The 22,786-nt window shown below is 71.8% G+C and carries 23 protein-coding genes; 1 reads left to right on the top strand and 22 read right to left on the bottom strand.

Going from position 1 to position 22,786, the window contains the following annotated elements:
- Positions 1-444: 444 nt before the first annotated feature.
- Positions 445-1,332 (top strand): DUF5655 domain-containing protein, encoded by an 888-nt coding sequence (locus ACH4PU_RS33915; protein WP_398281055.1) that lies wholly within the window; start codon positions 445-447, stop codon positions 1,330-1,332.
- 236 nt (positions 1,333-1,568) lie between these two features.
- Here the strand turns inward: ACH4PU_RS33915 and ACH4PU_RS33910 are convergent, their stop codons facing one another.
- From ACH4PU_RS33910 to ACH4PU_RS33805, 22 genes are all read right to left on the bottom strand, one after another.
- Complete coding sequence (locus ACH4PU_RS33910) at positions 1,569-2,951, bottom strand: DUF317 domain-containing protein (protein ID WP_398281052.1); 1,383 nt, start codon at positions 2,949-2,951, stop codon at positions 1,569-1,571.
- Between the two features lie 54 nt (positions 2,952-3,005).
- Positions 3,006-4,139, bottom strand: a complete 1,134-nt coding sequence (locus tag ACH4PU_RS33905; protein ID WP_398281049.1) for a DnaB-like helicase N-terminal domain-containing protein — start codon at positions 4,137-4,139, stop codon at positions 3,006-3,008.
- The gene (locus ACH4PU_RS33900; RefSeq protein WP_398281146.1) at positions 4,139-5,395 is read right to left on the bottom strand and encodes a DNA cytosine methyltransferase; all 1,257 of its coding nucleotides are present in this window, start codon (positions 5,393-5,395) and stop codon (positions 4,139-4,141) included. The genes ACH4PU_RS33905 and ACH4PU_RS33900 overlap by 1 nt, the downstream gene beginning before the upstream one ends.
- Positions 5,395-6,270 (bottom strand): hypothetical protein, encoded by an 876-nt coding sequence (locus tag ACH4PU_RS33895; RefSeq protein ID WP_398281046.1) that lies wholly within the window; start codon positions 6,268-6,270, stop codon positions 5,395-5,397. The genes ACH4PU_RS33900 and ACH4PU_RS33895 overlap by 1 nt, the downstream gene beginning before the upstream one ends.
- A gap of 218 nt (positions 6,271-6,488) precedes the next feature.
- A complete protein-coding gene (locus tag ACH4PU_RS33890; RefSeq protein WP_398281043.1) occupies positions 6,489-7,352 on the bottom strand; it encodes a hypothetical protein in 864 nt (287 codons plus the stop codon).
- A 111-nt stretch (positions 7,353-7,463) separates the two neighbouring features.
- A complete protein-coding gene (locus ACH4PU_RS33885; protein WP_398281041.1) occupies positions 7,464-8,264 on the bottom strand; it encodes a hypothetical protein in 801 nt (266 codons plus the stop codon).
- A gap of 44 nt (positions 8,265-8,308) precedes the next feature.
- A complete protein-coding gene (locus tag ACH4PU_RS33880; RefSeq protein WP_398281038.1) occupies positions 8,309-8,911 on the bottom strand; it encodes a hypothetical protein in 603 nt (200 codons plus the stop codon).
- 86 nt (positions 8,912-8,997) lie between these two features.
- A complete protein-coding gene (locus tag ACH4PU_RS33875) occupies positions 8,998-10,800 on the bottom strand; it encodes a type IV secretory system conjugative DNA transfer family protein (RefSeq protein WP_398281035.1) in 1,803 nt (600 codons plus the stop codon).
- 33 nt (positions 10,801-10,833) lie between these two features.
- The gene (locus ACH4PU_RS33870; protein WP_398281032.1) at positions 10,834-11,604 is read right to left on the bottom strand and encodes a DUF317 domain-containing protein; all 771 of its coding nucleotides are present in this window, start codon (positions 11,602-11,604) and stop codon (positions 10,834-10,836) included.
- Positions 11,601-12,197, bottom strand: coding sequence for a hypothetical protein (locus ACH4PU_RS33865; RefSeq protein ID WP_398281029.1), 597 nt, complete (start codon positions 12,195-12,197; stop codon positions 11,601-11,603). The genes ACH4PU_RS33870 and ACH4PU_RS33865 overlap by 4 nt, the downstream gene beginning before the upstream one ends.
- A gap of 104 nt (positions 12,198-12,301) precedes the next feature.
- On the bottom strand, positions 12,302-13,126 hold the full coding sequence (locus ACH4PU_RS33860) for a DUF317 domain-containing protein (RefSeq protein ID WP_398281026.1): 825 nt from the start codon (positions 13,124-13,126) through the stop codon (positions 12,302-12,304).
- 139 nt (positions 13,127-13,265) lie between these two features.
- The gene (locus ACH4PU_RS33855; RefSeq protein WP_398281023.1) at positions 13,266-14,072 is read right to left on the bottom strand and encodes a DUF317 domain-containing protein; all 807 of its coding nucleotides are present in this window, start codon (positions 14,070-14,072) and stop codon (positions 13,266-13,268) included.
- On the bottom strand, positions 14,069-14,461 hold the full coding sequence (locus ACH4PU_RS33850) for a hypothetical protein (RefSeq protein ID WP_398281020.1): 393 nt from the start codon (positions 14,459-14,461) through the stop codon (positions 14,069-14,071). The genes ACH4PU_RS33855 and ACH4PU_RS33850 overlap by 4 nt, the downstream gene beginning before the upstream one ends.
- 359 nt (positions 14,462-14,820) lie before the next feature.
- Positions 14,821-15,498 (bottom strand): hypothetical protein, encoded by a 678-nt coding sequence (locus tag ACH4PU_RS33845; protein ID WP_398281018.1) that lies wholly within the window; start codon positions 15,496-15,498, stop codon positions 14,821-14,823.
- Complete coding sequence (locus tag ACH4PU_RS33840; RefSeq protein ID WP_398281015.1) at positions 15,495-16,256, bottom strand: hypothetical protein; 762 nt, start codon at positions 16,254-16,256, stop codon at positions 15,495-15,497. Before ACH4PU_RS33840 ends, ACH4PU_RS33845 begins: the two co-directional genes overlap by 4 nt.
- A 29-nt stretch (positions 16,257-16,285) precedes the next feature.
- Positions 16,286-16,981 carry a hypothetical protein gene (locus tag ACH4PU_RS33835; protein ID WP_398281012.1) on the bottom strand — a complete coding sequence of 232 codons (696 nt, stop codon included), beginning with the start codon at positions 16,979-16,981 and terminating at the stop codon, positions 16,286-16,288.
- Between the two features lie 27 nt (positions 16,982-17,008).
- Positions 17,009-17,818 carry a relaxase/mobilization nuclease gene (locus ACH4PU_RS33830; protein WP_398281009.1) on the bottom strand — a complete coding sequence of 270 codons (810 nt, stop codon included), beginning with the start codon at positions 17,816-17,818 and terminating at the stop codon, positions 17,009-17,011.
- A 41-nt stretch (positions 17,819-17,859) separates the two neighbouring features.
- Positions 17,860-18,639: a tetratricopeptide repeat protein gene (locus ACH4PU_RS33825; protein WP_398281006.1), complete on the bottom strand. Its 780-nt coding sequence runs from the start codon at positions 18,637-18,639 to the stop codon at positions 17,860-17,862.
- A complete protein-coding gene (locus ACH4PU_RS33820; RefSeq protein WP_398281003.1) occupies positions 18,636-19,079 on the bottom strand; it encodes a hypothetical protein in 444 nt (147 codons plus the stop codon). The genes ACH4PU_RS33825 and ACH4PU_RS33820 overlap by 4 nt, the downstream gene beginning before the upstream one ends.
- A 95-nt stretch (positions 19,080-19,174) precedes the next feature.
- Positions 19,175-19,672, bottom strand: coding sequence for a hypothetical protein (locus ACH4PU_RS33815; RefSeq protein WP_398281000.1), 498 nt, complete (start codon positions 19,670-19,672; stop codon positions 19,175-19,177).
- Between the two features lie 27 nt (positions 19,673-19,699).
- Positions 19,700-20,956: an MFS transporter gene (locus ACH4PU_RS33810; RefSeq protein ID WP_398280996.1), complete on the bottom strand. Its 1,257-nt coding sequence runs from the start codon at positions 20,954-20,956 to the stop codon at positions 19,700-19,702.
- Positions 20,957-21,501: 545 nt separating this feature from the next.
- Positions 21,502-22,689 carry a hypothetical protein gene (locus ACH4PU_RS33805; protein ID WP_398280993.1) on the bottom strand — a complete coding sequence of 396 codons (1,188 nt, stop codon included), beginning with the start codon at positions 22,687-22,689 and terminating at the stop codon, positions 21,502-21,504.
- Between the last annotated feature and the right edge of the window lie 97 nt (positions 22,690-22,786).

Below are 22,786 nucleotides of genomic sequence, written 5' to 3'. Positions count from 1 at the left end.
CGTCCAGTGAGGCTGCGATGTGACGCGACTAGTCACCCCAGTGCTGATGATCAGAAGCTCCACTGCTTGGCGTCAGGATTGTCAAGCCCTCCCGCGGCCTTGTTCTGTGCGAACTATGCGGTGACACGAGGTGCTGACGACGCGCGAGAAAGTGAATTGATGGTTGTCTCGGTCAACGCCTTTCGGAGAGCGGGCAGATAGCGGTGGTGGTCCGTCAATCATGCGCGGTATCACCGTTTGGCTAACCGGTGTTACCGCGCTATCCTGCTTCGTTTTGAAGTGAACTGATTATTCCGCTCTGATCCGCCCGATCACATGGTCGGCCGTTGCCGCGCCGATAGGTTCGACCCCGGACTTCACGAGGGGCCAGCGACCTTTCGGTCGCTGGCGGAAATACCTTTCCCCCTGCCGACGTTGAGTTCATGGAACTGAGGAAGGGGAAAGGTGTCGGGGCTGAAGCTGTTTGATACGAAGGATGGCGTGACGGAGGTCGCGTCGCGTCTTGCCGAGGCTGAGGCAGATGTGCAGGACCTCGTTGAGGCCAACCTGGAGGCGATGCTCGGCGTGCGCTTCCTGGCGAGTGAGTACAGCACCGGTCCCGTGCACGGCGGCCGGATCGACACCCTGGGGATCGACGAGAACGGCGCTCCGGTGGTCATCGAGTTCAAGCGCGCGACGGATGCCGGCGTGATCAACCAGGGGCTCTTCTACCTGTCGTGGCTGGTGGATCACAAGGCGGAGTTCGGGCACCTGGTCCGCGACCGGCTCGGGGCAGTGGTCGCGGCCCAGGTGCTCTGGAGCGCGCCCAGGCTGATCTGCGTCGCCGGCAACTTCACCCGCTACGACGTCCATGCCATCCGCGAGCACCGGCGCAGCATCGACCTGGTCCGCTACCGCTTCTTCGGCACCGACCACTTCGGCCTGGAGACCGTCGCCTCCGTCGCCGCCCAGACGGCGGTGCCGCGCACCCGCCGGGCGAGTGAGACCGCGGCACCTGGTGCCCGTGTGGCCGAGGGGGCGATGGAGGAGCTGTACGCCGAGGTCGATCAGGTTCTGCTGGGGCTCGGCGACGACATCACCAAGGTCCAGCGCAACAGCTACCGCGCGTACCAGCGCCTGCGGAACTTCGCCTGCCTCTGCCCACCGCAGAAGAACAAGCTGCTCGTCTACCTCAGGGCCAACCCCAAGGAGGTCGACCTCGTCCCCGGCTTCACCCGAGACGTCACGGGACTCGGCCACCATGGGACCGGCGACCTGGAAGTGCAGCTGCGCACGGACCGCGACCTGGAGCGCGCCCAGGACCTGTTCCGGCTCAGCTACACAGCGGCCTAGGCGCCGGCTGGTGCTTGGCCTGTGCCCGGGCGGCGTGCGACGGCGGATGGAGTTGTCAGTCGGTCTCGTTGGGGCCTCTCGACGCGGCGGTCATGGACTGGCGGTGGATTTCCTATGGTGCAGTGGACCCCCGGTTTCGCTAACCGGGGATCCACTGCTATGAGCGCTGAGCGTATGACGGCTGGCACCAGGCTGGTGTTCCCCCTGGTATTCGTTCGGACAGCCGCCCTCGTTCGTCAGCGGGCGCGTACACCGTTGCCGGGAGAAGGGATGGGCGGGCCCAGCCGTGAGGCGAGGGGCAGGGCAGGGTGTGTTGGCCTGGAAGGCGATCGGAGCCCATGCCCGAGGACCATGTGGGCGGTGAGGTCCTTGACCAGGGCTGCCGGAGCGTTCGCGGACAGGTGGATTTCCCAGTCCGGCTGGTGGGCCGCGTGACCGCCCCAGACGGTCCACGTGGGGACGGGACTGTTGATCTGCTGGGCGGCGAAGGCGTCGAACTGGACTCCGGCGGCGTGAGTACCGGGGGCTTGCCAGGTGAGGTAGCGGCCGTCGACGGCGTCTTTCCAGCCCGCGTTGGCGAGTGGCCGGGCCGCCTCGGCGATGGCGGTCTCGGTGAGGCTGGTGGATAGGACCCGGCCCCAGGCGTTCTCCGAGGCCATGAAGTTCAGCAGGGTGCGGACGATCTGGGACGGGGTGGAGGCGGTGGCCTTGCCATGCCACAAGAGGTCGCTGACCGGGGTCTCGTAGGCGGCGAAGGCCCACTTGACGTCGCGGCCGTCGGCTTCATGGTCGAAGAGGGCGCGCAGGGTGAGGGATTCGTGGCTGGCGATAGTGGCGTTCTCGCCCCGGGCCCGCACCTTTTCCCAGTGGGTCTGTGTGGCGAGGAAGTCGTGCAGAAGGACCTCGTGGTCACCGGCCTCGGCGGCATACACGGGGACGATCTCCGGCGCCGGCTGCGCGGGCTTGCGTTGTGCTTCGGATGCAGTGGAGGGAGGCGCGGTTGTGGCTGTGGTGGCCAGGGCCTTGGCTGCTTGCTGCTCGGTTTCCGTGGCGGGCGCCGGACCGGGGCGGGCCGCCTCGCCGTGCAGCTTCTGGAACTCCGCGATGGCCTGGGTGGGGGTGTCGTAGACGAGGGCGACCTGCCGCAGGTGGTCTTCGCCGTGGAGGTGGATGCTTTCGCCGCCCTGGTAGGTGCCGACCGCGACGTGGGTCCAGCCGTCGTGGGCGTGGGCGTGGATGACGAGGCGGCCGGAGGCGATGTCGTCGTAGACCTTCTGGGCCTCGGCGGAGACCTCGCGGATTTCGCCCCGGTTCAGCCAGTGCATGGGGTAGTCGAGCCACGTCCACTCGCTGTCGATGTCCTCCTGCAGGCTGGGCGTGATCTCGACGGTGACGCCTGCCTTTCGCAGGGCGTGGGCGGCCTGGTCGGCGTAGTAGGGCTCCTCGTGGTCGATGCGGGCCAGGATCATCGTCTGGTCGTCGGTGGGGCAGAACCCGTGGACGCTCAGCAGCGCTCGGGCAGCGTAGGTGTCGCTGCCGACGGTGGTGGCGGTCACGGCGTTGGGGTGCTCGGGGTGCCGGCCGAGCCGGACGTGGACGTGGAGGGCGGGATCTGCCATGGGTGTGCTCAATTCGCGGGGCCCGGCCGGACGGGTGACGGCCGGCCGGCGAGGTCATCGGGTGAGGCGTTGCGCTGCGGAAGCGGGAAGACCGGAGATGCGGGGCGGCCCGGCCCGGGCGACCGCCGGTGCGCGGGGCGTGTGTGGGCGCCTCGCCGGCGCTGGGGGAGTGGTAGCGCGCTGCCAGCGGGCCCGGACGGCGGTCAGCTCGGCGAGAGCCCGGCGGCTGCCGGTGACGAGCTGGTGAGGGCTGTTGGCCGGGTCGTCGGCGAACGCCTGGATCCGCAGGGCGGCGAGACGCGCGTGGTCGAGTAGGGAGCGTTGGAGGACGCGTTCACCCCAGTGTTCCGGCGAGCCGACGGGGTTCGTCACCAGGGTTATGAGGGCCGTTGGCGTGAGGTCGGCGGTAAGCAGGCCGTGGTGCTGGGCCTCCCAGAGCACGGTGACCGGATCGACGGGATCCCCTCGGTGGGCCAGGGCGGTCAGAGCGCGGAAGAGGGCGCCGTGCAGGGGCAGGGCGAAGTCGTCGCCCTGCAGCCATCGCATGGTCTTCAGCTCGTCCGGGCGCGTGGTGGCGGCGGCCAGCAGCAGTTGTTCCTCCGACAACGCCTCTTCACTGCGCCCGCGTGGCGCGAGCGAGGGGAGCAGGGTGCGCGGCAGGGAGCCGGGGTGCGGGGGGAACCGGCCGGCGAGGTCGTCCAGGAAACGGGTCAGCGTGTCGGCCTCGGCGAGGACGGTGACCGTCGGGTTGGGGCCGGTGGTGTCGGTGGTGGCCTGGGCCAGGCGCTCGGCGTGCATGCGCAGGCTTCGGCGGGCGTGATCGGCGCGGACCATCCGCGCGTAGGCCGCCGCGTGCTGCGGCCAGGGGCAGGCGTCGACCAGGGTGTGCAGGTAGGACGCGGTGAGCCCGGCCGCTTCACCGCGCGCCGCCACAAGGACGGCGTTGAGCCAGGCCGGCTCCCGCCGGTGCACCTCGGCTACGGGAGCCGGCACTTGCCGCATGGCAGCGAAGAGGGCGCTGTGCGCGGGGTCGCCGAAGTGATCGGGCGTGAGGGCAGTGAGGGTCTGGAGACGGTTGGGCTCGAGGACCAGCGCTCCGAGCAGGGCCTGCTCGGCGTAGTACACGGCCGGCCGGGGCGCCGGCTCCTCCAGGTCGATCTCCTCGTGCGGCAGGTCGGGGCGTGCCATCAGGCAGCCAGGGTGAAGTCGTCGCGGCTGAGGGCCTTGCCGACGTGCGGGGCGAGCAAGTGCGCGGCGAGCCGGGGCGGGACCGCGTTGCCGATCTGGGAGAACTGCTGCCCCTTGTTTCCCTGCCACGGGTAGTCGGCGGGGAAGGTCTGCAGCACCCCGGCCTCGGCCGCGGTGATCCGCACCGACTCCGGCACCGGCGCTGCCGCACCGGATGCGCCGGACGCTGGCTCAGGCACCCACAGGCACTCGTTCGCGCGATGCCCGAAGAACAAGGTCCCCGCCGGCTCATCCGCGCGCCGCACCGTCGCGTGGGACTGATTGTTGCTGCGCAGCGACCAGGACCAACGATGGACCTCGCAGGTGTGGGCGGGTCGGGCCTCAGCAGCACCGTGCCGTTCGGGCGGCTCCGAGCCGTGGTTCCGCGACAGGAGAGTGATGCTTACCGGTGTTGTGGCGTGGGTCTTCCAGGTTCCGCGGCTTCGGGCGTCGGCGAGGGCTTTGCGGGAGCCGGAGGGGAAGGGCTCGGGGCCCCCGCCGGGGCCTCCGCCGGCGCAGACGGTGGGGACGGGACGGTCGGTGGCACCCCAGCCGAGCGCTTCGGCCATCGACACCCACCGTGCCCGACCGGGCCCGAAGAGCGTCTGCGGCTCGGCGGACTTCGCGTGGGTCGGGGCCGGCGGCTCGGCGGTGCGGGCGCGGGAGGCGAGCAGGATCGCCCGCCGCCTGGTCTGCGGCACCCCGTAATCAGCGGCGTTGAGGATCCCGGTCCACACGGAAAACCCCCAGCCGCGCAGGATCGCGGCGTACTGCTTCCACAATGGCAACACGTCCGGCACCTCCTCCATGGCCACCCACTCCGGCTCGCCGACTCGGTTGAGCGCGTGCAGGTAGCGCATCGGCTCGGCGGCCAGCAGGGAACGCTCGTCCCGGCACGCGCTCAGCAGTCCGGCGCGGGTGTCGCGGCCACGGGCGAGGTCGGCGACGGCCTGATGAACGAGCGGCTGGTCCACCAGGCCGAGGCGCTTACCGGCCATCGACCACGCCTGACACGGCGGACTCGCAATGAGTCCGGTCGTCCTTCCGACGAAGGGCGCGACCGGATACAGCGCCACATCGGTGCAGACTGTCAACTGCCCGGCCGCCGCTCGCGTTTTGCACGCCCAGGCGTCCCACTCCAGTCCCACGTCGCGTATGCCGAGCACGGACAGCGCGTGCGACCACCCGCCGGGCCCGGCAAAGAGATCGACAACGATCACGCGGCCAGCCCGAAGTCGCCCTGCAGAGCCTCCGTTTCGGCGCCGCGGCACGCCCACGGGGAGCAGCCGTTCTCCACGCCCTGTTCCAGCTCCTCGGCGTCCACCGCGAATGTGCCGGACGGCTGTTGGAGCGCGGACCATTCGGCGGCGGTGACGTGGTCGATCGGGGCCTGATCAAGCGGCAGGCAGGAGCGGTGGAGGAACGCTTCGCCGAGCAGGCGGTTGCCGGTGGCGTTGGCGCGGGCGTTGCCCTTGCGGATGGCCGCGTCGAAGGCGACGACGTCCTTCCACTCCGCGGGCGAGGTGTCGCGGATGTGCCGCCACTGGGCGTCTCCGTGGAACGGGCAGCCCAGGCAGCTGGATTTCGGGGTGTCGGCCAGACCGAGCGTGGTCAGGTAGCGGGTGCAGTCGGTGCGTGACCAGCCCATGTCGATGAGGGGATGCCGGTTGCGCATGTACTTCACGTCGGCGTCTTTGGCGCGGTGGAATTCGTCGGTGGAGATTCCCACCCACTGCTCGACGAAGGTGCCCTTCGGGATGCGTGCGGGATAGGGATAACCGAGGAGGTCGCGGACCTTCGCCTTGATCGGCTTGATCTTGTATTCACCGGTGCACTGCCTGCGGGTCATGCCGGGCCGGCCGTCCTGGTTGAGGATGTGCAGCGGCATGGAGGCGAAGCGATGAGAGGGGTTCAGCGCGTCGTTGCGGATGTTGCCGGAGGAGACGCGCAGGATCGGTATTCCGGCCGGCGCGGCTACTTCTCTCTCCAAGCGGTCGAGATGGGCGTAGACGGCGGCCGGTTCCCAGCCGGTATCGGCGAAAATCGCGTAGTCGACCTTGGGGAGAACCCCTTCGGCTGACAACGCGAGCATGGCGCTGGACTGAACACCGGCGCCGAGGGAAAGGGCACGGAATCGGGGAGCGGTTGAAATGGTCGTTCCTTGAGCGGTGGGGGCTGTAACTGCCGAGTGGTCGGCAGGGCAAGGCCGCGGTGCGCCGTGATCGGCGGAGGGCACGCTGGCGGCGGCAGGCGGTGACTGAGCAGGTTCTGCGGTTGGGCGGTGATGTCGAGCGGACGGGCTGGGCCTGATCAGCGAGTGCGGGCCGTTGAACGGGCCGCCGGCCGGGCAAATGCTGCGGGGGGCCGAGTGAGGGCGGGGCCGAGGCCGTGGAGGGTGTCTCGGCCGGTCTTGGTCAGGCGCAGGCGCTGGCCGGTGAAGAGGCTGGTGGTGTTGTCCTGGCGGATCAGGCCCTTGGACAGGAGGGCCTCGGCTGTGCAGATCGTGATGCGGTCCCCCGCGCCGGTCGTCACGTGCTGCCGGTGGCCCCTGTCCTGGTAGACCCGGACGTCGTGCCGGGCGATGACCTCAAGGGCGCGGTGCTGGGTGTCCGTCACCTTCACCGGCGCTCCGGTCAGGGCGGACGCCCGGTCGGCGTCGGGGCTCATGCTGGCGCCGGTGGTCCGGCTGTAGGTGCGGGTGGCGTCTTCGATGAAGCGGGCGGCGGACAGCCCCATGGCGGGCGCGTCCTTCAGGACAGCGGCGGCTCCGGCGAGCTGTTCGTCGAGAGCCGCGCGGAACCGGGCGGGGCGCGGGCCGTCGGAGCCTGGCTGGCCGTCGATGCGGTGGAATTCGGCGGCGATAGCCGCCGCACCGGTGATGCAGCCGGTGGCGCTGCCGGCGGCCCGGGTGAGGTGGCCGAGGTACTCCACGGCTGACCGGCCGGTGGCCACCTCATGGGCCCATGGTTGCTCCGCCACACTGAGCAAGAGCGACAGCGAGGTGGCCGTCAGGCCCTGGGCGGTGGCGTATCGGGTGGCCAGCGTCGGGAGTGACTGGGTGCCGGCGGTGAGCCGGTCACGGTGCAGCTGCTGATGGAGCGTAGCGAAGTCATGCGTGAGCCGGGCCAGTTGCTCCACGGCACGGATCGCTGGTGTGCGGGCGGGTGAGGACATGGGTTTGCCTTTCCAGTGGAGGCTGTGGGGCGGGGCACCGATAGCGGAGGGCGTTGAAGCGGCGATCACCGCCTGTGCTGTGCGGGAGAGGCAGGTGAGCGAGCGGTCCGGTCAGCGAGTTCGCGCTGTGGCCGTGCCGGGTGTCGGGCGGGGCGCGGCGGGGGAGCGAGGGGCGGGCGTGCCGGTGGCGAAGGCGGCGGCCACGGTCCGGCGGCCGGCGGCGGTCAGGTGTGGGCGCTGTCGGCGAGTGCCGTTCGGAAGGGCCTCACGCAGCAGGAGGTGCTTGGCTTCCAGGGCCCGCAGCGTCGTACTGCTCACCCGCGTCTCGCCACTGAAGACGCCGAGCTTGTCGTCCTGGTCCTCGACCGTCACCTGGCCGCGGGCGATGGCCCGCAGGGCCGCCAGCTGCGCGGCGGACAGCGCGTGGGGTGGGTGGACGAGGGCAGCGTGCTGCCGTTTCATCTCGCCGCCGAGAAGTTCGGCGGCCTCGACCGCGTCGTCCGGGCCCAGCGCCGTCAGGTCACGGGCGATCTCGATACGGGCGCGAACTTCCTGGTAGGCCAGGGCGAGAGTGCGCTCGTCATGAGGCTTGTGGCCCTGGGGGCGGGTTGCTTCCAGGAGGTCTGTGGCGTCGAGGAGGTGTTCGGCGGCTTCGGTGATCAGGTGGGCCAGCTGTCTGATCCGCAGCGCGCCCCTGCGTACGGCGGGGGTGGGGTGCAGGGGTTGGTGTGCGAGGGCGTCGGCGGTGTCGAACGCCTCGTGGGCCACGCGCTGGGTGATCGGGAGGTGGAGGAGGAGCTGTCGGGGCGACTGGGGTGAGGCGAGGTTGATGGTGGGGAGGGAGTCGTTGTGACGGGTGATGTGGGAGGCCAGGGCGAGGATTTGCTCGGGAAGGAAGGGGTCGGCGGCCAATCAGGGGATCCTTGGGGCGAAGTGTGGTGCGGCGAAGGGGCGGTTCAGCGCGGGCGCCGGCTCTGCCGTGGGACGGGAGACGGCCGTGCCGGAGCGGTCGCGCTGGTGTGGCCGGGGGCCGCGGGGATCGCCTTGGGCGTGGGTATGCCGAGGGTGATCTCGCTGGGGATGCCGAGGGACCACAGGTGTGCTTCGGCGCGGGCGACGGCGCCGACCGTTTCGCGCTCGCTCAGCTGGGCGGCCAGGACGTATCCCTGCGGGGTTGGGGCGAACCCGTGCTGCGCGATCACGTCGCGGGCGGCCGGCGTGTGGACGGTGGCGGTGACCCGGCCGTCGGAGAGATCGAAGCGGACGGCGGCCTCGGACACGGGCCCAGTGGCCGTGTAGCGGGTGGTCCAGCTCAGGTCGACGAAGTCCATGGTGTGCGCCAGGAGATGGTGCAGGGCGTCGCCGGTGCGGTCGTGCGCTTCCTCCGTCGAAGTGCCGGACGGGAGCAGGTACATGGTGCGGCCGTTGTGTTCACGGGCGGCGAATCCGCTGGCGGTGAGGGCGTGGTGGGCGGTGCGGATCGGGCGGTTGAGGACGATGAAGGTGTGTCCGTCGTCGGTCGAGCCGACGACCACGTCATGGTGGTCGATGAAGGCCATGTCACTCCATGAGGAGATACGGATGGAGGGCAGGTGCCGGTATCGGGCAGGAGAGTGCAAGGGCGTGCTGCGGCGGGACCGGCGGATCAGGCGGCGGTGCCGAAGTCCGTCTGCTTGGGTGCGGCCTTGGCCACCGCGCGGGTGGTAATGGCCTTCGAGGCGCGGGCGGAGGCGGCGGAGAGGTGTTCGGCGTTGGGTTCGAGGTACCAGGGGCGCAGGTCGAGCATGGCGGCGCGCATGCCGGTGGCGAAGCACAGGGCGGTGCCCTTGGGCAGGGCGCGGATGGCGTCGGCGGGCAGGATGCGTTCTTGGCGCATGCTGATGCTGGTGGACTTGCCGGACTCGGAGACGGAGGTGGACTTCGTTTCGACGTCGTGGTCGCCGATCAGCCTGCTCAGCTTGTCGGCGAAGTCGGGGTCGTCGATGCCGGATCCGATGACCTTGATCGTGGAGGCGGACCACATGGCGTCCATGCCGGCGTCGCCCCAGACCTTCTGGCCCTGGCGGTAGGACTGCAGGATGGTGATCGGGATGATCCCGCGGGAGCCGAGGTGGGAGTACAGGTCCGGAAGGTCGCTGATTTTGCAGACGTTGGCGGCCTCGTCGAGGATCGCGAGCATCGGCGGGTCGAGGCGTCCGCCGGCGCGTTCGGCTTGGGCGGTGGCGGCCCGCATCACCGAGTCCGCGCACGCGGCGATCAGCGCGCTGGCGCCGCCGCCGCCGTCCTTCGATAGCAGGTAGAGGGTGTCGCGGGAGGTGACGAAGTCGGCCGGCCGGAACTCGGCGACGTCCTTCTGGTGGGTGACCCAGGCGGCGATTTCGCTGTTGAGCAGGGCGGCGGCGTACTGGCGGGCGGTTTCGTAGATGCCGTCGCGGGTCTCGGGCGGGCCCTCGACGGTGCCCTTGAGCTGGGCGGCGACGGCGCTGAAGCCGTGGTCGCGCAGGATGTCCAGCGGGCCGCGGTCGGCGGGGAAGGCGAGCCACTGCATCACGTCGGTGATGGGCCGCTTGTCCAGGGCGGCGGCGAGGAAGAGCTGGCTGAGGATGTTGGATCCGGCCTTGGACCAGAAGTCGCCCTGCTGGGAGGCGTCGACGGAGGCGGCGAGGAAGTGCCCGGCGAGTCGGCCGGCGCCTTCGAGGGTGGTGGCGTCGTCGAGCGGGTTCCACCACATCTCCCGCTTGGCGTGGGCGATTTGCTGGGGGTCCATCGACCAGGTCCGGCCCACCTTCGCCCGGGCTTCGAGGGTGGCGGTGTATGCGTCGCCCGCGGCCTTGTTCGAGGTGAGCAGGACGGGGCCGGGCGCGGCGAGGATCGAGGGGATGGCGAGGCTGGTGGTCTTGCCCGAGCGCGGAGCCATGATGGCCACGGCGACGTCCTCGTATCCCATGCGGACTTCCCGTCGGGTGCCCTGGAGGTTGCCGAGCAGGATGCCAGTGTCCTTCGCCTCGACCGTCTTGGCCTCCTTCAGACTGGGGCGCAGCGAGCGGGCTTTGGCAGTAATCGCCTTCGACAGCAGCGGTTCGATGTCCTTCTGCTTCGCCATCCCGGCGACCTTCTTCTTCCGGCTGCCGGTTCCGCCCCGGTGCCGCGACCACAGCACGGCTGCGGCGATGGCCAGGGTGATCAGGAGGGTGGCGGGGATGATGTGCGTGCCGACCAGCAGGGACGTTTCGCCGGCGTCCGGCCAGAGGCGTTCGGGACGAAGGAGGGCTTCGACCGGCTGGTAGGCGGCCCAGGGGCCGGATCCGGTCAGGTAGGCGGTGAGGTTGCCGCCGAGCCAGGCGAGGTTGGCCAGCGGCACGGCGATGGCGAAGAGGGCGAGCAGGACGCGGAAGGCTATGTCGTAGCCGTCGGAGCTGCCGCCAGGAGCTGAGGGAGACGGAGGCACGGAGTTCCAGGGGGCGCGGGGGAGGGGCTGCGGTCAGCGCGAACGGCGGCGCGGAGGAACGCCCGGCGGGCTCGTCGGCGGCTGCGTCGGTGCGCCGCGGCTGGCGAGGGCCTTGACGCGCTTTTCCAGCGCGAAGGCGACGGCGGCTGCCGGGACCTGGCGCGTGGTGGCGCGCTGGTGGTGGCGTCCCAGGAGGGGGACGTGGAGTGGGTCGCGTGGCAGCGGGCTCTCGCCGGCGAGGGCGTGGGTGAAGGCGGTGATCAGATGCGGCGGGGCGCTTCCGCTGAAGTACGCCCGCCACACCCGCTCCTGCCGGCTCTCGTCCGCGACGTCGACGAACCAGCTGTTGGACCGCCCCTCGGCGAAGTGCTCGACACAGGCCATCCCGTCGGGCGAGACGAGAGCGTGGCGTTGCTCGTCCTCGTGCCAACCGGCCTGACGCAGCGGCTGGTAGGGGTCGGCGGCGAGCGAGGCGGTGGGCAGCGCCGGGTGGGTGAGGGTGTCGGTGACGGCGGCGATGATCTCTACCGGGGTGCGGGCGCCGAAGGATGCCGACCAGGCCGGCGACGCGGCGGTGCGGGCGTGCTGCACGGTCCACCACTGCTGGTCGGGGGTGGGGTCGAGGCGGAGCATGGCCTGCTGGTCGGGGCTGGTCAGCAGAACGCGGGGCATCAGCGGGTCGTTGCCGTGGCTCCAGCCGCAGGCCCGGTGGAGCGCGGCGGTGATCCAGGCCGGATCGCCGCCGCCGGCCAGGTACCGCGGGGCGATCAGGACCTGCTCGATGTCCTCGGGTACGGGTGTCACCGGCGGGCCCCCGGTGCCTTCGGGGACTGCACGGGGGCGGCCGGGGCGCGTGAGGGCAGGACCGGCGACGTGCGGGAGGCGGCCTCGTCCTGCGCGGCGGCGTGGATGTCGAGGACGCTCTGCCCGTGCAGGGACCACTGGTGAAGGTGGTGCCAGGCTTCGTCGTTGCGCTCGGCCAGCGCGTCGTCGTACGCCTCGGTGCCTGGCACGGCCGACGACGGCACCGCATCCCGTCTCTGGAGCCATTGCTCTTGGAGGGCGGCGAGCTGGTCGAGCGAGTCGTCCAGGGCGGAGAGCTGCCACGCCCACCGCGACTGGATGCGGGAGGCGGGCAGCGTGCGCAACTGCGCCTGTGCGGCGGCGAGGAGATCTTTCGCGGCGTGGCGGACGCGGCTGAACGAACGCCAGGTATCGGCATCGCGGCGGCCGGCGCGCAGGCCGTAGGTGATCTCGTCGTGGGGCCAGCCGTCGGGGTCGGTGTGCTGGTCGGAGTAGGCGTCCCAGTCGGCCAGGGTCTGCTCGCTCTCTTTGAGGAAGGCGGCAAGCTGGTCAAGGAGCAACCGGTGGTGGGTCGCGGCGGGATCGGTTGTCAAAGTCGGTGAGTCTCCGAAGGCGGGGTGCAGCCGCGGGGGAGGGAGAGCGGATCGGTGCTGCTCTCCCTCCCCTCGGCGGGCGGGGGCGGAAGGGCGGGTAAGGGTCAGCGGCTGCGTGAGGCGCGGGCAGCAGCGGCCGGACCGGCACCGGGCTGGGCGCGCGGTGATGCTGCGCGGCGGGCACGGCGGGCGGCGGCACGGGTGGCGGTCAGGCGTTCCTCGTGGGCGGCCACGAGCTGTTCGCCCTGCGGCCCGCTGATCTCTTGGGTGACCAGGTGCGGGTGCGGAACGCCGGACATGGCGCGCTGGACCGGTTCGTTACTGGCCAGCGCGGTGGCGAACGCGGCGATCAGATGAGGCGGGGCGTTCTCGCTGAACCAGGCTTCCCACAGGCGGCGCTGGCCGCCGAGGCCGGTGGGCAGCGCGGCTTCCGCGCGCCAGTGGACGGATACGGGGTCGTGGCTGGCCTGCCGGCGCAGGCTCAGAATGCCGTCCGGGTGAAGTGCCTGCTCGCTGCCGTGCTCGTCGCGTTCGTACGTCCAGCCCGCCCTGGTGACCGCCGGCCACACCTCCGGCTCGGATTTCGGTGCGGGCCGGATGAGTGCGTCGGTGTAGGCGGCGAGGATTTCGACGGGGGTGTTGCCGCCGAAGGAGGCGTGCCAGTGCTGTCCGTCGGCCTGGGAGGAGATGCGCCACCAGGCCGCGTAGGTGTCGGGGACGGGTTCGAGCAGGGGGGTGTGCCGGTGGTCGGCGCTGGCCAGGACGACGTGGGGGTAGTCCGGGGCGGAGTGGTTCTTCCAGCCGGCTGCCCGCAGGGCCTGGGTGACGTGGCGGGGGTCGCCGGGCCCGGCCAGGTGCCGGGGGCGGGTGGCGTACCAGATGAGATCGCGGGGATCCCTGGCGCGGGTGGGGGTGTAGGGCTGGCTCATGGCTGGTGTCCGCGCTGGTCGCTTGGCCGCCGGAGTCCGGCGACGGCGATGTCGGCCTTCCGTGGGGTGAGGCGGGCGGGGTGGCGCACGCGCGGGGTTCTCTCTCAGGTGGGGCCCCCGGGGGCGGGGGCGTGGTTGGTCAGCGGCGGGAGCGGGCGCCGCCGGCGGTGGCGTACGGGCCGGTGGCGGTTTTCCGGGGGCGGGTGCTGGCCCAGGAGTTGCGGGCCCAGGTGGCGGCGCGGGCGGCACTGACGCGGGCCTGCTGCCAGGCACTGAGCTGGGAGGGCAGCACCGAGACGGAGGTGGTGCGGATGCGCTGGGTGGGGGGTACGTGCCCGCGCGGGCGCATCACCGGCTGCGGATCGGACAGGGCGGTGGTGAACGCCTGCACCAGATGCATCGGCGTGGTCGGGGTGAACACCGCGCTCCACGCCGGCCCGTGCTCGGTCTGGGCCGCGGCCCACCAGTACGCCTGCCCCTGCCCGTCCTGGTGGAACTGCACGACGGCGTTGCCGTCCGGGCTCACCGCGGTGACGTGCTGCCCCTGCTCGGTGCGCCACCCGTGGTGCTGCAGCGGCTGCCATACGTTGGGGGCGTGCGCGGAGCGGGGCCGGGTGAGGGCGTCGGTGAATCCGGCGACGATCTCCACCGGGACCTGCTTGCCGAGGGTGGCGTGCCAGGCTTCCTGCCGGCCGGTGGCGTTGCCACGGATCGTCCAGCCGCCGGGCTGAGAATGGGGGTCGTAGCCGATGCGGACCGTGCGGTCGGGACTGTCGAAAACGACGGGGAGGCCGGCCTTGGACGAGCGGTCCGTCCAGCCGGAGGCGCGCAGGAATTCGGTGACGTGGCGCAGGTCGCCGCCGCCGGCCAGGTGCCGGGGTTCGATGAGGTAGTGCTGCTGGGCCTGCTGGCCGGCCGGCCCCCAGCCGGCCCACTCCTTCTTCATCGGCGCCTCCGGGCCACGAAGGCCGCGGCCACCGGTGCCGGCGGCCGGGGCGCGGCCTCGGCGCGTGCCGGCCGGGCCAGGCGCTGGAAGTCCTCCGCGTGGTCACTGAGGTCGGCGCACAGGCCGTTGAGATCGTTCGCGGCACGGCCCAGAGCCAGCCACAGCTCGGGCGGGAAGGTGCCCTGCTCGGCGTGGGCCCGGGTGGAGCGGGAGCCGGTTTCGACCAGGGCGGTGACCTGGCCGAGGACTCCGATGTCGGGGTCCAGGACGCGGCCGAGGATCTGGGCGGTCTGCTCCGGCGGCGCCTGGGCGAGGTGCTGGGCGAGGAGCCCGAGTTGACGGGCGATGTTGTCAGCGAGAAGTACGGGGTAGGGCGTTGGATCGGGCATGGCGCTCCGGGCAGTGCAGTGAAGGCGGCGGTTGGTCAGGGGCGCTGGCCGCGGCGGCGAGCGTCGTCGAGAGACCCGTACGGGCCGGTGGCCAGGGGATGGCCGCGGGTGCTGCCGCCGAGGGCGCAGGCGTGCAGGTAGCGGCGGAAGAGGAAGGTGGCCAGGCGGGGCGGGCGGTCGGCGGTGATCGGCGGCGGGATAGTGCGGTCGCGCTCGGGTATTGCTCAAACTCCAGGTATCGGGGTGGACGGCCGGCCCCCGCTGCGGGCCAGGGCCGGCCGGTAATTTCAGATGCGACGCCGCGCAGCGCTGGTCAGCGCCGGGCTGGGTCGGCAGGCGTCACGGGTCGCCCGCCCGGTTCAGCGGTGGGCGTTGGCGTGCGGGCCTGTTCGGCGGGACGTGGCCGGGAGAGCGGTGGAGACCGGGGAGGAGGCCGACGGCACGGGCCGGGTGGCAGCCTTGTCGCGGATCGTGGCGATGACGTGGGCGTGGCTGGAGAGTCTGCTGGTGGTGTTCATCAGCTCCTCGGCGAGGTCGGGCTTCTTCCCCGCTGTTTCCAGGCGCTGCGTCCAGGGCGCCCAGGTGGCGATCAGCGTCTGGGCGATGCGGGGCAGCAGGCCCTCGTGGGGTGCGGCGATCTCGGTCAGGACGGCGGCGATCTCGCGGTCGTCGGCGGCCTGCCGGGCGCGCTCGGTGAGTTGGTCGAGGTAGCGCAGGGCCGCTTGCCGGTCGCCGTCGTGGCCGGAGAGGGTATTCAGCGACGGGTCGAGGTGGACACTGAAGCCGGCCAACAACAGACCGTGGGCCGCTGCGGTGGCACCGTGACGCTGCCGGTCGAGGGACAGGTCATGCGGCTGGCGGTGGTAGGGGCCGCGCGGCCCGGGGGCGGACACGAAGCCGCCGAGCGTCTGCAAGATGCCTGCGGCCTGGTCGTCTCCTCCGATGGCCACGACGAGCTGAGTGCGCCGGTCCCGGGTGATGGTGATGTAGCCCAGGACGGAGAAGCGCGGCTCTTCCTGCACAGTGGAGGTGTTCATCGGGTGCGGGTGGACGGCTTGGCCGGCTGTGGGGGCGGGACGGCCGTGGTCTCCAGCGCGGGGCGGCTGGGCGGGTGGCGCAGGATGACGCCGATGCCGTGGGCGGCCAGCTGGGCACCGGCGGCGCGCACGGCCCGGGCCTGGAGGGCGGTGTCGTCGCCGGAGAGGACGAACGCCTGCTCGCGCGGGTCGTAGACGAAACCGGCCTTGTGCAGGGCCGTGGCGGCCTCGGGGCTGTCGGGCTTGGCGGCCAGCATGCCGTCGCCGAACCAGGTCATCACCACGCGCTCCGGCTCCGGGGCCGGAGCGGAGGCCGGCGGCTGTGGGTAGGCGGCGTTGTACCGGACCTGGGCGACGGCCTGGTCGTAGCGCGGCAGCAAGTCGGAGGCGATCTCGTGCGCCGCGAGGAAGGGGTTGTCGGGGACGGCGATGCCGTCCGGCTCGCGGACCCCCCGAAACGCATCCGGTTCGAAGCCGGGCGGGGCCATGGCGCCGACGAGGTATTCCTCCGCGTGGCCGGGACGGCCGGTGAGGTAGAGGCGGGCCCCGTCGTCGCGCGTGAGGACGGCGTCATGGCCCAGGACGTACTCGGCGACGGCGCCGGAGACCAAGTCCATGTCCCACACCTCCTCGGCGAGCGGGAACTGGTCGGCGTACTCGGCGTGGCGGTGGTAGGCGCTGGTCCAACGGCCGGGCAGCTCACCGGCGACGACTTGCGCGAACGACTCCAGGTCGTGCATGTCAGCGGGGTCGGGCATGTTCTCCTCAGGGGCAGCGGGTGGGGGGTTCAGCGGCGCCGTCCGCCGGCCGCGACGGCGGGCGTGGAGGCGACGCGGGGCGGCGGGGCAGGGCAGGCGCACACGGTGGACGCCTCCCGCTCGTCGCCTGGAACCTCGCCTTCGCAGGCGGTGCGCCGCGGGTGGGGTGTGTGCCGGTCGGCGAGGTTGTTGCGCAGGCCGCACACGTCGGAGGTGATGGCGCCCAGACGCTCGTCGGCGAGGAAACGCAGCCGTTGGGCGAAGTACGGATCGGCGCCCTGGCCCAGGTTCTGGTAGAAGTCGGCGGTGGCGATGAGGACTTCGCGCAGGGCGTCGAGGACGCCGTCGTGGGCGGCGGTCAGTTCCGTCAGGGCGTCGGCGGCGTCCTCGGTGGTTTCGGCGGTGCGGATGCGGTCGGCGATGGCCGCGACCTGGGCGCCGAGGGTGAGGTAGCGCGGCTCGCGGTGCTCGGTGTCGAAGTCCGGGTCGCAGTCGACGTGGTATCCCACGGCCCGTAGGCGGGCCACGGCTCGGGTGGCAAGGCGGATCTCCTCGCTCGTGTCGAGTCCGGTGGGCAGGCGGTGGTAGTCCTCGTGCAGGCGGGCGACGGGCACGAACATGGTGCGCTGGAGGATGCTGTGCGCTTCCACATCGCCGCCGCGGGCGAGGACTTCGCCGGAGTGCACATCGCGCCGCAGGGTGAGCAGACGGTCGGCAAGAGCCAAGAACGGGATCTTTCTGGAAGGGCACGGTCATCGGGAACGGCGGGCCGGGACGGCGGCGGTGGTCGCCGGAACCGGAGTCGTGGCGGTGGGCGGCAGGTGCTGGATGCCGCGGCCCAGGACGGTGGCGGTCTCCTGCAGGTCTTCCTGCAGGGCGTACAGGCGGCGGGCGGCCCACTCCAGACGCCGGCTGGCGTCGCCGCCCTGGCCGTCGGGGAGTCCGGCGAGGAGGTAGGCCGCCTGTTCGAGCTGCCGGCGGACGGCAGCCAAGGGCCCGTCGCTCTCCCCGGCGAGCCGGTGCACGCATGCCGCCTGCGCCGCGCCGGCGACCGCGGACTCCGCGTCGCTGGGCGCGATCGGGCGGCTCCCGGCGGTACGAAGACCGAGATCTTGGCTGATGCGGCGGCACTCGGACTCCAGGTGCGTGTGCAGGGGGCGCGACGGACGGGCGCGGGTGCCGTCTTCTCGAATGAGGTTGGCCAGCAGATCGAGCCGGCCGGCCCGGGGCTGGAAGGCCACCCAGCGGCACGCCTGCTCCTCCCCTGGCGGAGCGATGCCGGCGGCCCGGACGATCCGGTGCGCGACCTGCGACCACTCCGCCCTTGATACCGTGCGCTCGTCGGGGTGAAGACGCACGGCAAGGTGGAAGAGGAACGGCCTCTCCTCGTGCTCGCCGTATCCGCTTTCGCGGGCGGGGCCTGCGAGATACTCCGTCACATCCCTGCCGCCCCAGGGCGGCCCTTCCCGGCCGGCGGCGGCGAGGCCGGGGGAGTGCGCGAGGACCGTCTGCCCGCTCAGCTCCTCCTCCAGCGCCCGGAGCCGGCCGGTGATCTCGCGCACAGCTTCACTGAAGGACCGGAACGAGCCGGTCACGCGCGCGATCACCGTGCCTCGGCGCGGCAGGGCCGGGCAAGGCGGGCCCAGTCGTCCGCTGCGGTGATCAGGGAGCGCTCGCGGACGAAGTCGGCGTGCACGGCCGGGTCGCCGGGCGGCAGCAGATCCAGCGCCCGGTCGATGACGTCCAGCGCCTTGCGGTAGTTGCCCAGCCCACGCAGGGCCGCGGCCTCGCGGAAGAGGGCGACCGGATCCGTACGGTCCGCGAACGGCGGCCGGTCCAGCAGACCGAGCATGCGCTCCTCGCGGCCAGGGAGGCGGTGTCCCAGCCACAGCCTGTGCAGCAGCACCTGCAGAACCTTCGGGTGATCCCCGGCGTCCACGAGCACCCGGTCCATCATCTCGAAGCCGTCCGTGCGGGACTGGCCAAGAAGAGCGAAGGCCCACAGAGCGCGGCTGTAGACGTCCAACCGGCCCACGACCTCCGGCGGCATGAGCTCGAAGAGCGCCTCGATGCTGGGACAGCGGAAGTCATAGCGCAGGCCCACCAGATACAGGTGCCGGTGCGCCCGCGCGATAACCGGATCAGCGACGGGGTCGGTGATCTGTTCGGCGCGCACCGCGAGCAGGGCGCTGGTGCCCGTGGCGCGGGCCTGCCAGGCGATGTCGGAACAGACCTCCGCCGATTCCTGCCAGGTCGCGTCGATGTCGCCGAGGAGTCCCGCGAGGACGTCCGGCCAGCCGGCGCCGGAAGCCAGGGACGCAGCGGCGGCGGCACGGATGCGGTCGAGAGCGGCGCTGCGTGCGGGGATCGTGGTGGTGGTCATCGGCCGTTCCGGGCGTCGTCGATGTGGACCAGCTGGTTCAGGGCGGTCACGCTGTACCAGCCGCAGTCGACGATGCCGGCCGCCTTCGCGTACGCGGGCAGCAGGATCTCCTTCAAGGCGCGGTGGTGGATCAGGCAGTCGGCGCAACGCCGGGAGAGGTGGATCATGTAGCGGGGGTGGGCGGTGATGTAGGTGCGCTCGCCGCCGTTGGGATTGCGCAGCCGCCAGCCGTCCTCGTCGGTCGGGGTGTGCCACGAGGGGGTGACGACCGTCATGGCCTCGCCCCACAACTCGCCGTCGGCGACGCCCTTGACGATGACGACCTGTTCGCCGGGGCGGAAGTGCGCGTGGGTGATGTCGCGCTGGGGGGTGAGGCGGTCGGCGACTGGTGCCCAGATGGTGGGGATATGCGGTGGGCGGGGCGCGGTGGCGTCAGGCACTTCGAACGGGTCCTTGGGGTGGCGGTGGGAGGATCAATGGTCCGGAGGATCCCCGGTTTCGCTAACCGGGGATCATCGGGTATGAGCCCGCGCTTCTATCGGAACGGGTTCTCCGTGCCGCGGTCGTCGTCGGTGGCGGCGTCCAGGAGTTCGGGGAGGTCCGCCGCTTCGGCGTCGCGCTGGTCGATCCACCAGCCGGCCCGTGTGACGGCGCGGACCTTCTCCTCCAGCTCGGCCCAGTCCGCCTCGTCCCACGTTCCTTCGGTGACCAGGGCGGTGTAGGCGGCGGTCACCAGCTGGTGGCGGGAGCGCTCGCCCCAGTCCAGGGCCTTTGCCGGGCCGTCGAGCGGCGGCATCTGGAACTGGCCGGTCCACGCGGCGGCGGCCTGCTGTTCCTCGGCACGCTTGGCGGCGAGCCACTCCTCCTTGCCGGCACCGTCGCCGTCGCGGGCGGCCTTCCAGCAGTCGGTGCAGTCCTTGCCGGCCAGCCAGCGGGCGAAGCCGGCGCGCTTGTCGGCCGGGCGGTTCGCCAGGTCGTGCTCCACGCTGTGGCCACAAGTGTGGGCAATGGTCCAGGTCGTACGGACAGCCATCGGTGAATCTCCTTGCGGGAAATGGGGTCAGGGGCGGGCGGCGTGAGCGGGAACCCGGCGGTGCCGACCTCGCTGTCGCAGTGCGCCTGCGGGGGTGATCCGGCGGTGCGCGGCGACGAGCACGGCCAGGCAGGTGAGGGCGCCTGCCGCGGGGAGCGCCGAGCCGGTGAGCGGGTGGGCGGCCACGGTGCCGGACAGGGCGGTTCCGGCGGCTTGGCCCACGCCGATGGAGGCGATCAGCCAGGCGTACGCCTCGGTCGTGGTGCCGGCCGGGGCGAGCTGGTCGACGGCGAGGAAGGCATTGGTGATCAGCGGGGTGAGGAACAGGCCCGGCAGCGCGGTGAACACAATCGCCGGCATCGGCCCGGGGCCGCTCATCAGCCCCAGCCATCCGCTTGCGAACGCCGCGGCGGCAACGGTGAGCTGGGTGGTGACCGCACCCGGCCAGGTCCGCCGCCCGTACAGAAGCCCGCCGACCAGGCTTCCGGTGGACAGCGCCGCAGGAATCAGCCCGGACAGCAGGCTCATCTCGTAGCGGTCGGCCATCGCCACGGCCCATACGTTCATGGCACCCAGGGCGAAGCCGACGCCAGTCAAGGCGATGAAGAGCAGGAGCAGTCCGCCATGGCGCAGCGGCCCGAAGCCGCCCGACCCGGCGACGGGAGTGGGCGCCCACCTGCGGGAGGGGGCTGCGGTCAGCACGACGGCCGCACCGAGCAGTCCCAGGACGGCACTCGCGGTCATCGCGGTGCCCGGGCCGGCGGCGGCGACGAGGGCAGCCACCAGCGGGGGCCCGGCGACATAGATCAACCCCTGGGTGCCGGTGTCCAGGGCCAGAGCGGCCCGCTGACGGTCCGGATCGGGCAGCACCTGCGGCCACAGCGCCCGCAGACCAGCCTCCAACGGTGGCGTGCTCAGCCCGGCGACCGCAACCAGGCCCGCCGCGACGCCGGGCTGCGCCGCCGCGTTGACCACGGGCAGCAGCAGGAGAGACACGGTGGTGACGATCACTGCCGCCGAGGTGACCAGACTCTGGCCGCGCCGGTCGACCATCCGGCCGAGCAGCGGCTGCCCCGCGGCGGACGCCAGACCGTAAAGGGCGCACAGCGAACCGCCGAGCGACAGGGCTCCGCCCTGGTCGGCAACCAGCAAGAGAATGGCGACCGGCGCCATGCCGTTGGGCAGCCGCCCGATCAGGGTGCCCACCAGGAGACGGGCGACGTGCGGATGGGCCAGCACCGGGCGGGCACCAGGTGGCGTGGTCGGGTGGGCGGTCGTGGTCAACGCGAGGGGCTTTCCGTGATGGGCGACGGCACGCCTACGGCGCGGGCGGGTCGATCAAGGGGGTGGCGTCCTGGGGCGCGGTGAGGACGGGGTCAGCGGCGCTGCCCGACGGTGGCGGCCGACGGTGGAGGCGGGAGTGGCAGAGACCGGCCCCCAAGGGAAGTCGCCGGAGCGTGACCGCGCTGCGGTGAACGGGCGGCGGCTGCCCGGGCGATGCGGCTGCGCTGTACCAGCTGGCCAAGCTGCGCGGGGTGTTGGGGCGGGCCGGGCGTCAGGGCCGGGTCGAGGGTGTAGTCGGCTTGGACGGTGTAGCCGTGCCGACGCAGGTCCTGTACGGCCTGGCGGGTGCGCCGCTGCCCGTCGCGGTCCGGATCACTCAGCCGGTACAGGCCGGGGGTACTGGGGACGGGTTCGAACTGCTCCCGGGTCAGGAACCAATCGGCCAGGTGGGCTGGCAGGTTGGCGGTAGCGGCGGCGACGAAGCCGTGGTGGGGGTGGGTGCCGAAGTGGAAGTGCTCGGGCAGGGGGAACCTTTCTGCGCGGGGTCAACGCCGGGCGGGTGCGGAGCCGGGTGGTGCCGGCACAGCGGGCGGGAGCGCGGGGAGGGCACGGCCCTGGCCGGACGGCCCGCTGGGTGGGGCTGGGGTGACGGCGCGGGCGTGACGCAGGAAGGCGTCGCCGTCGGCGAGCCACGTCTCGATCACCGGCCGCAACCGGGCGTCGCGCTCGGCCTTGGCGTCGATGTAGGAGTCGGCGGTCAGCGCTCTCGGCGTCCTCCGCCAGTCTTCCTGCAGAGCGTCCCAGTCCGCGATGACCTCCTCCCCGCGGGCCAGGGCCCCGGCGAGGCGGTCGAGAGCGGCAGCGTCCTGCGGTGCGACGGGCCCAGCAGGCGGGCAGCGCTCCAGAACGGCCAGGCCATGGCGCAATGTGTCGCCGAACGCATTCCAGGACAGGTTCGCGAACGCCTCCTCGGCGCCGGGCAGAACCCCGGCCATCAGAGGACTGCCGTCGCTGTAGCGGCCGGACGCCTTGATCATCTCCCAGGTCTGGTACTCCTCGCGGAGGCGCTCCAGGGTCGAGGCGATATCGGCGACGCGCCGTGCACGCACCGCCTGCTGGTAGGCAGGCAGGAAGCGTTCGCTGATCGCCTGCGCGGCCGGCTGCGCCACGCCGGGTATGACGATGCTGCTCGGCGCGTGCGGATCCTCGTAGTTGTCGTCGAAGCCCTCCGGAGCGAACGCGCCGACGAGGTAGTCCTGGCGGTGACCGGGCCGTTCGATGAGGAGAAGCTCGGTGCCGGCGCCGTCGTTGAGCACCGCGGCGCAGGGGATCCTGGCGGTTCGGACCTCCTGAGCGAGTTCTCCGGTGTCCCACAGCAGCGGGACGAGGTCTTCCTGCCAGACGGGATGGCTGTAGACGTCCACCGTCGCGCTCCACCGGCCGGGCAGATGCGCGGCGATGCCCTCGGCGACATCACCGATGAAGGTCCGCCCGCTGATCTTCACCACGCTCAGGTGGCGGTCGGCGGTCCGAAGAAGCTCGGCCATCGTGGCCTGAGCAGCCTGCGGGTCCTCGACGGGCAGGGAGTACGTGCCGTCCTGGCGCCGCTGGAAGCCGGTGGCCTCCAGCGCGGTCCGCGCCCAGGGGTACTTCTCGCCGGCAGCGACGGCGACGATGCCGGCGCTCCGGCTGAAGGAAAGGGTGATCTGCGCGGGTGTGTTCGTGGAAGTCATCGAGCTCTCGATCGTGCGGGGTGAGGGCGAGCCCTACGCCGTGGTGACAGGTGTAGGGACCGCAGCTTCGTGAGCACTGCCTCCTGCAGTGATGGTG

Source organism: Streptomyces sp. NPDC021100 (assembly GCF_044333095.1).
Lineage (GTDB): Bacteria > Actinomycetota > Actinomycetes > Streptomycetales > Streptomycetaceae > Streptomyces.
The sequence above is the reverse complement of the archived record's forward strand: the minus strand, read 5'-3'. Positions and strand labels throughout refer to the sequence as shown.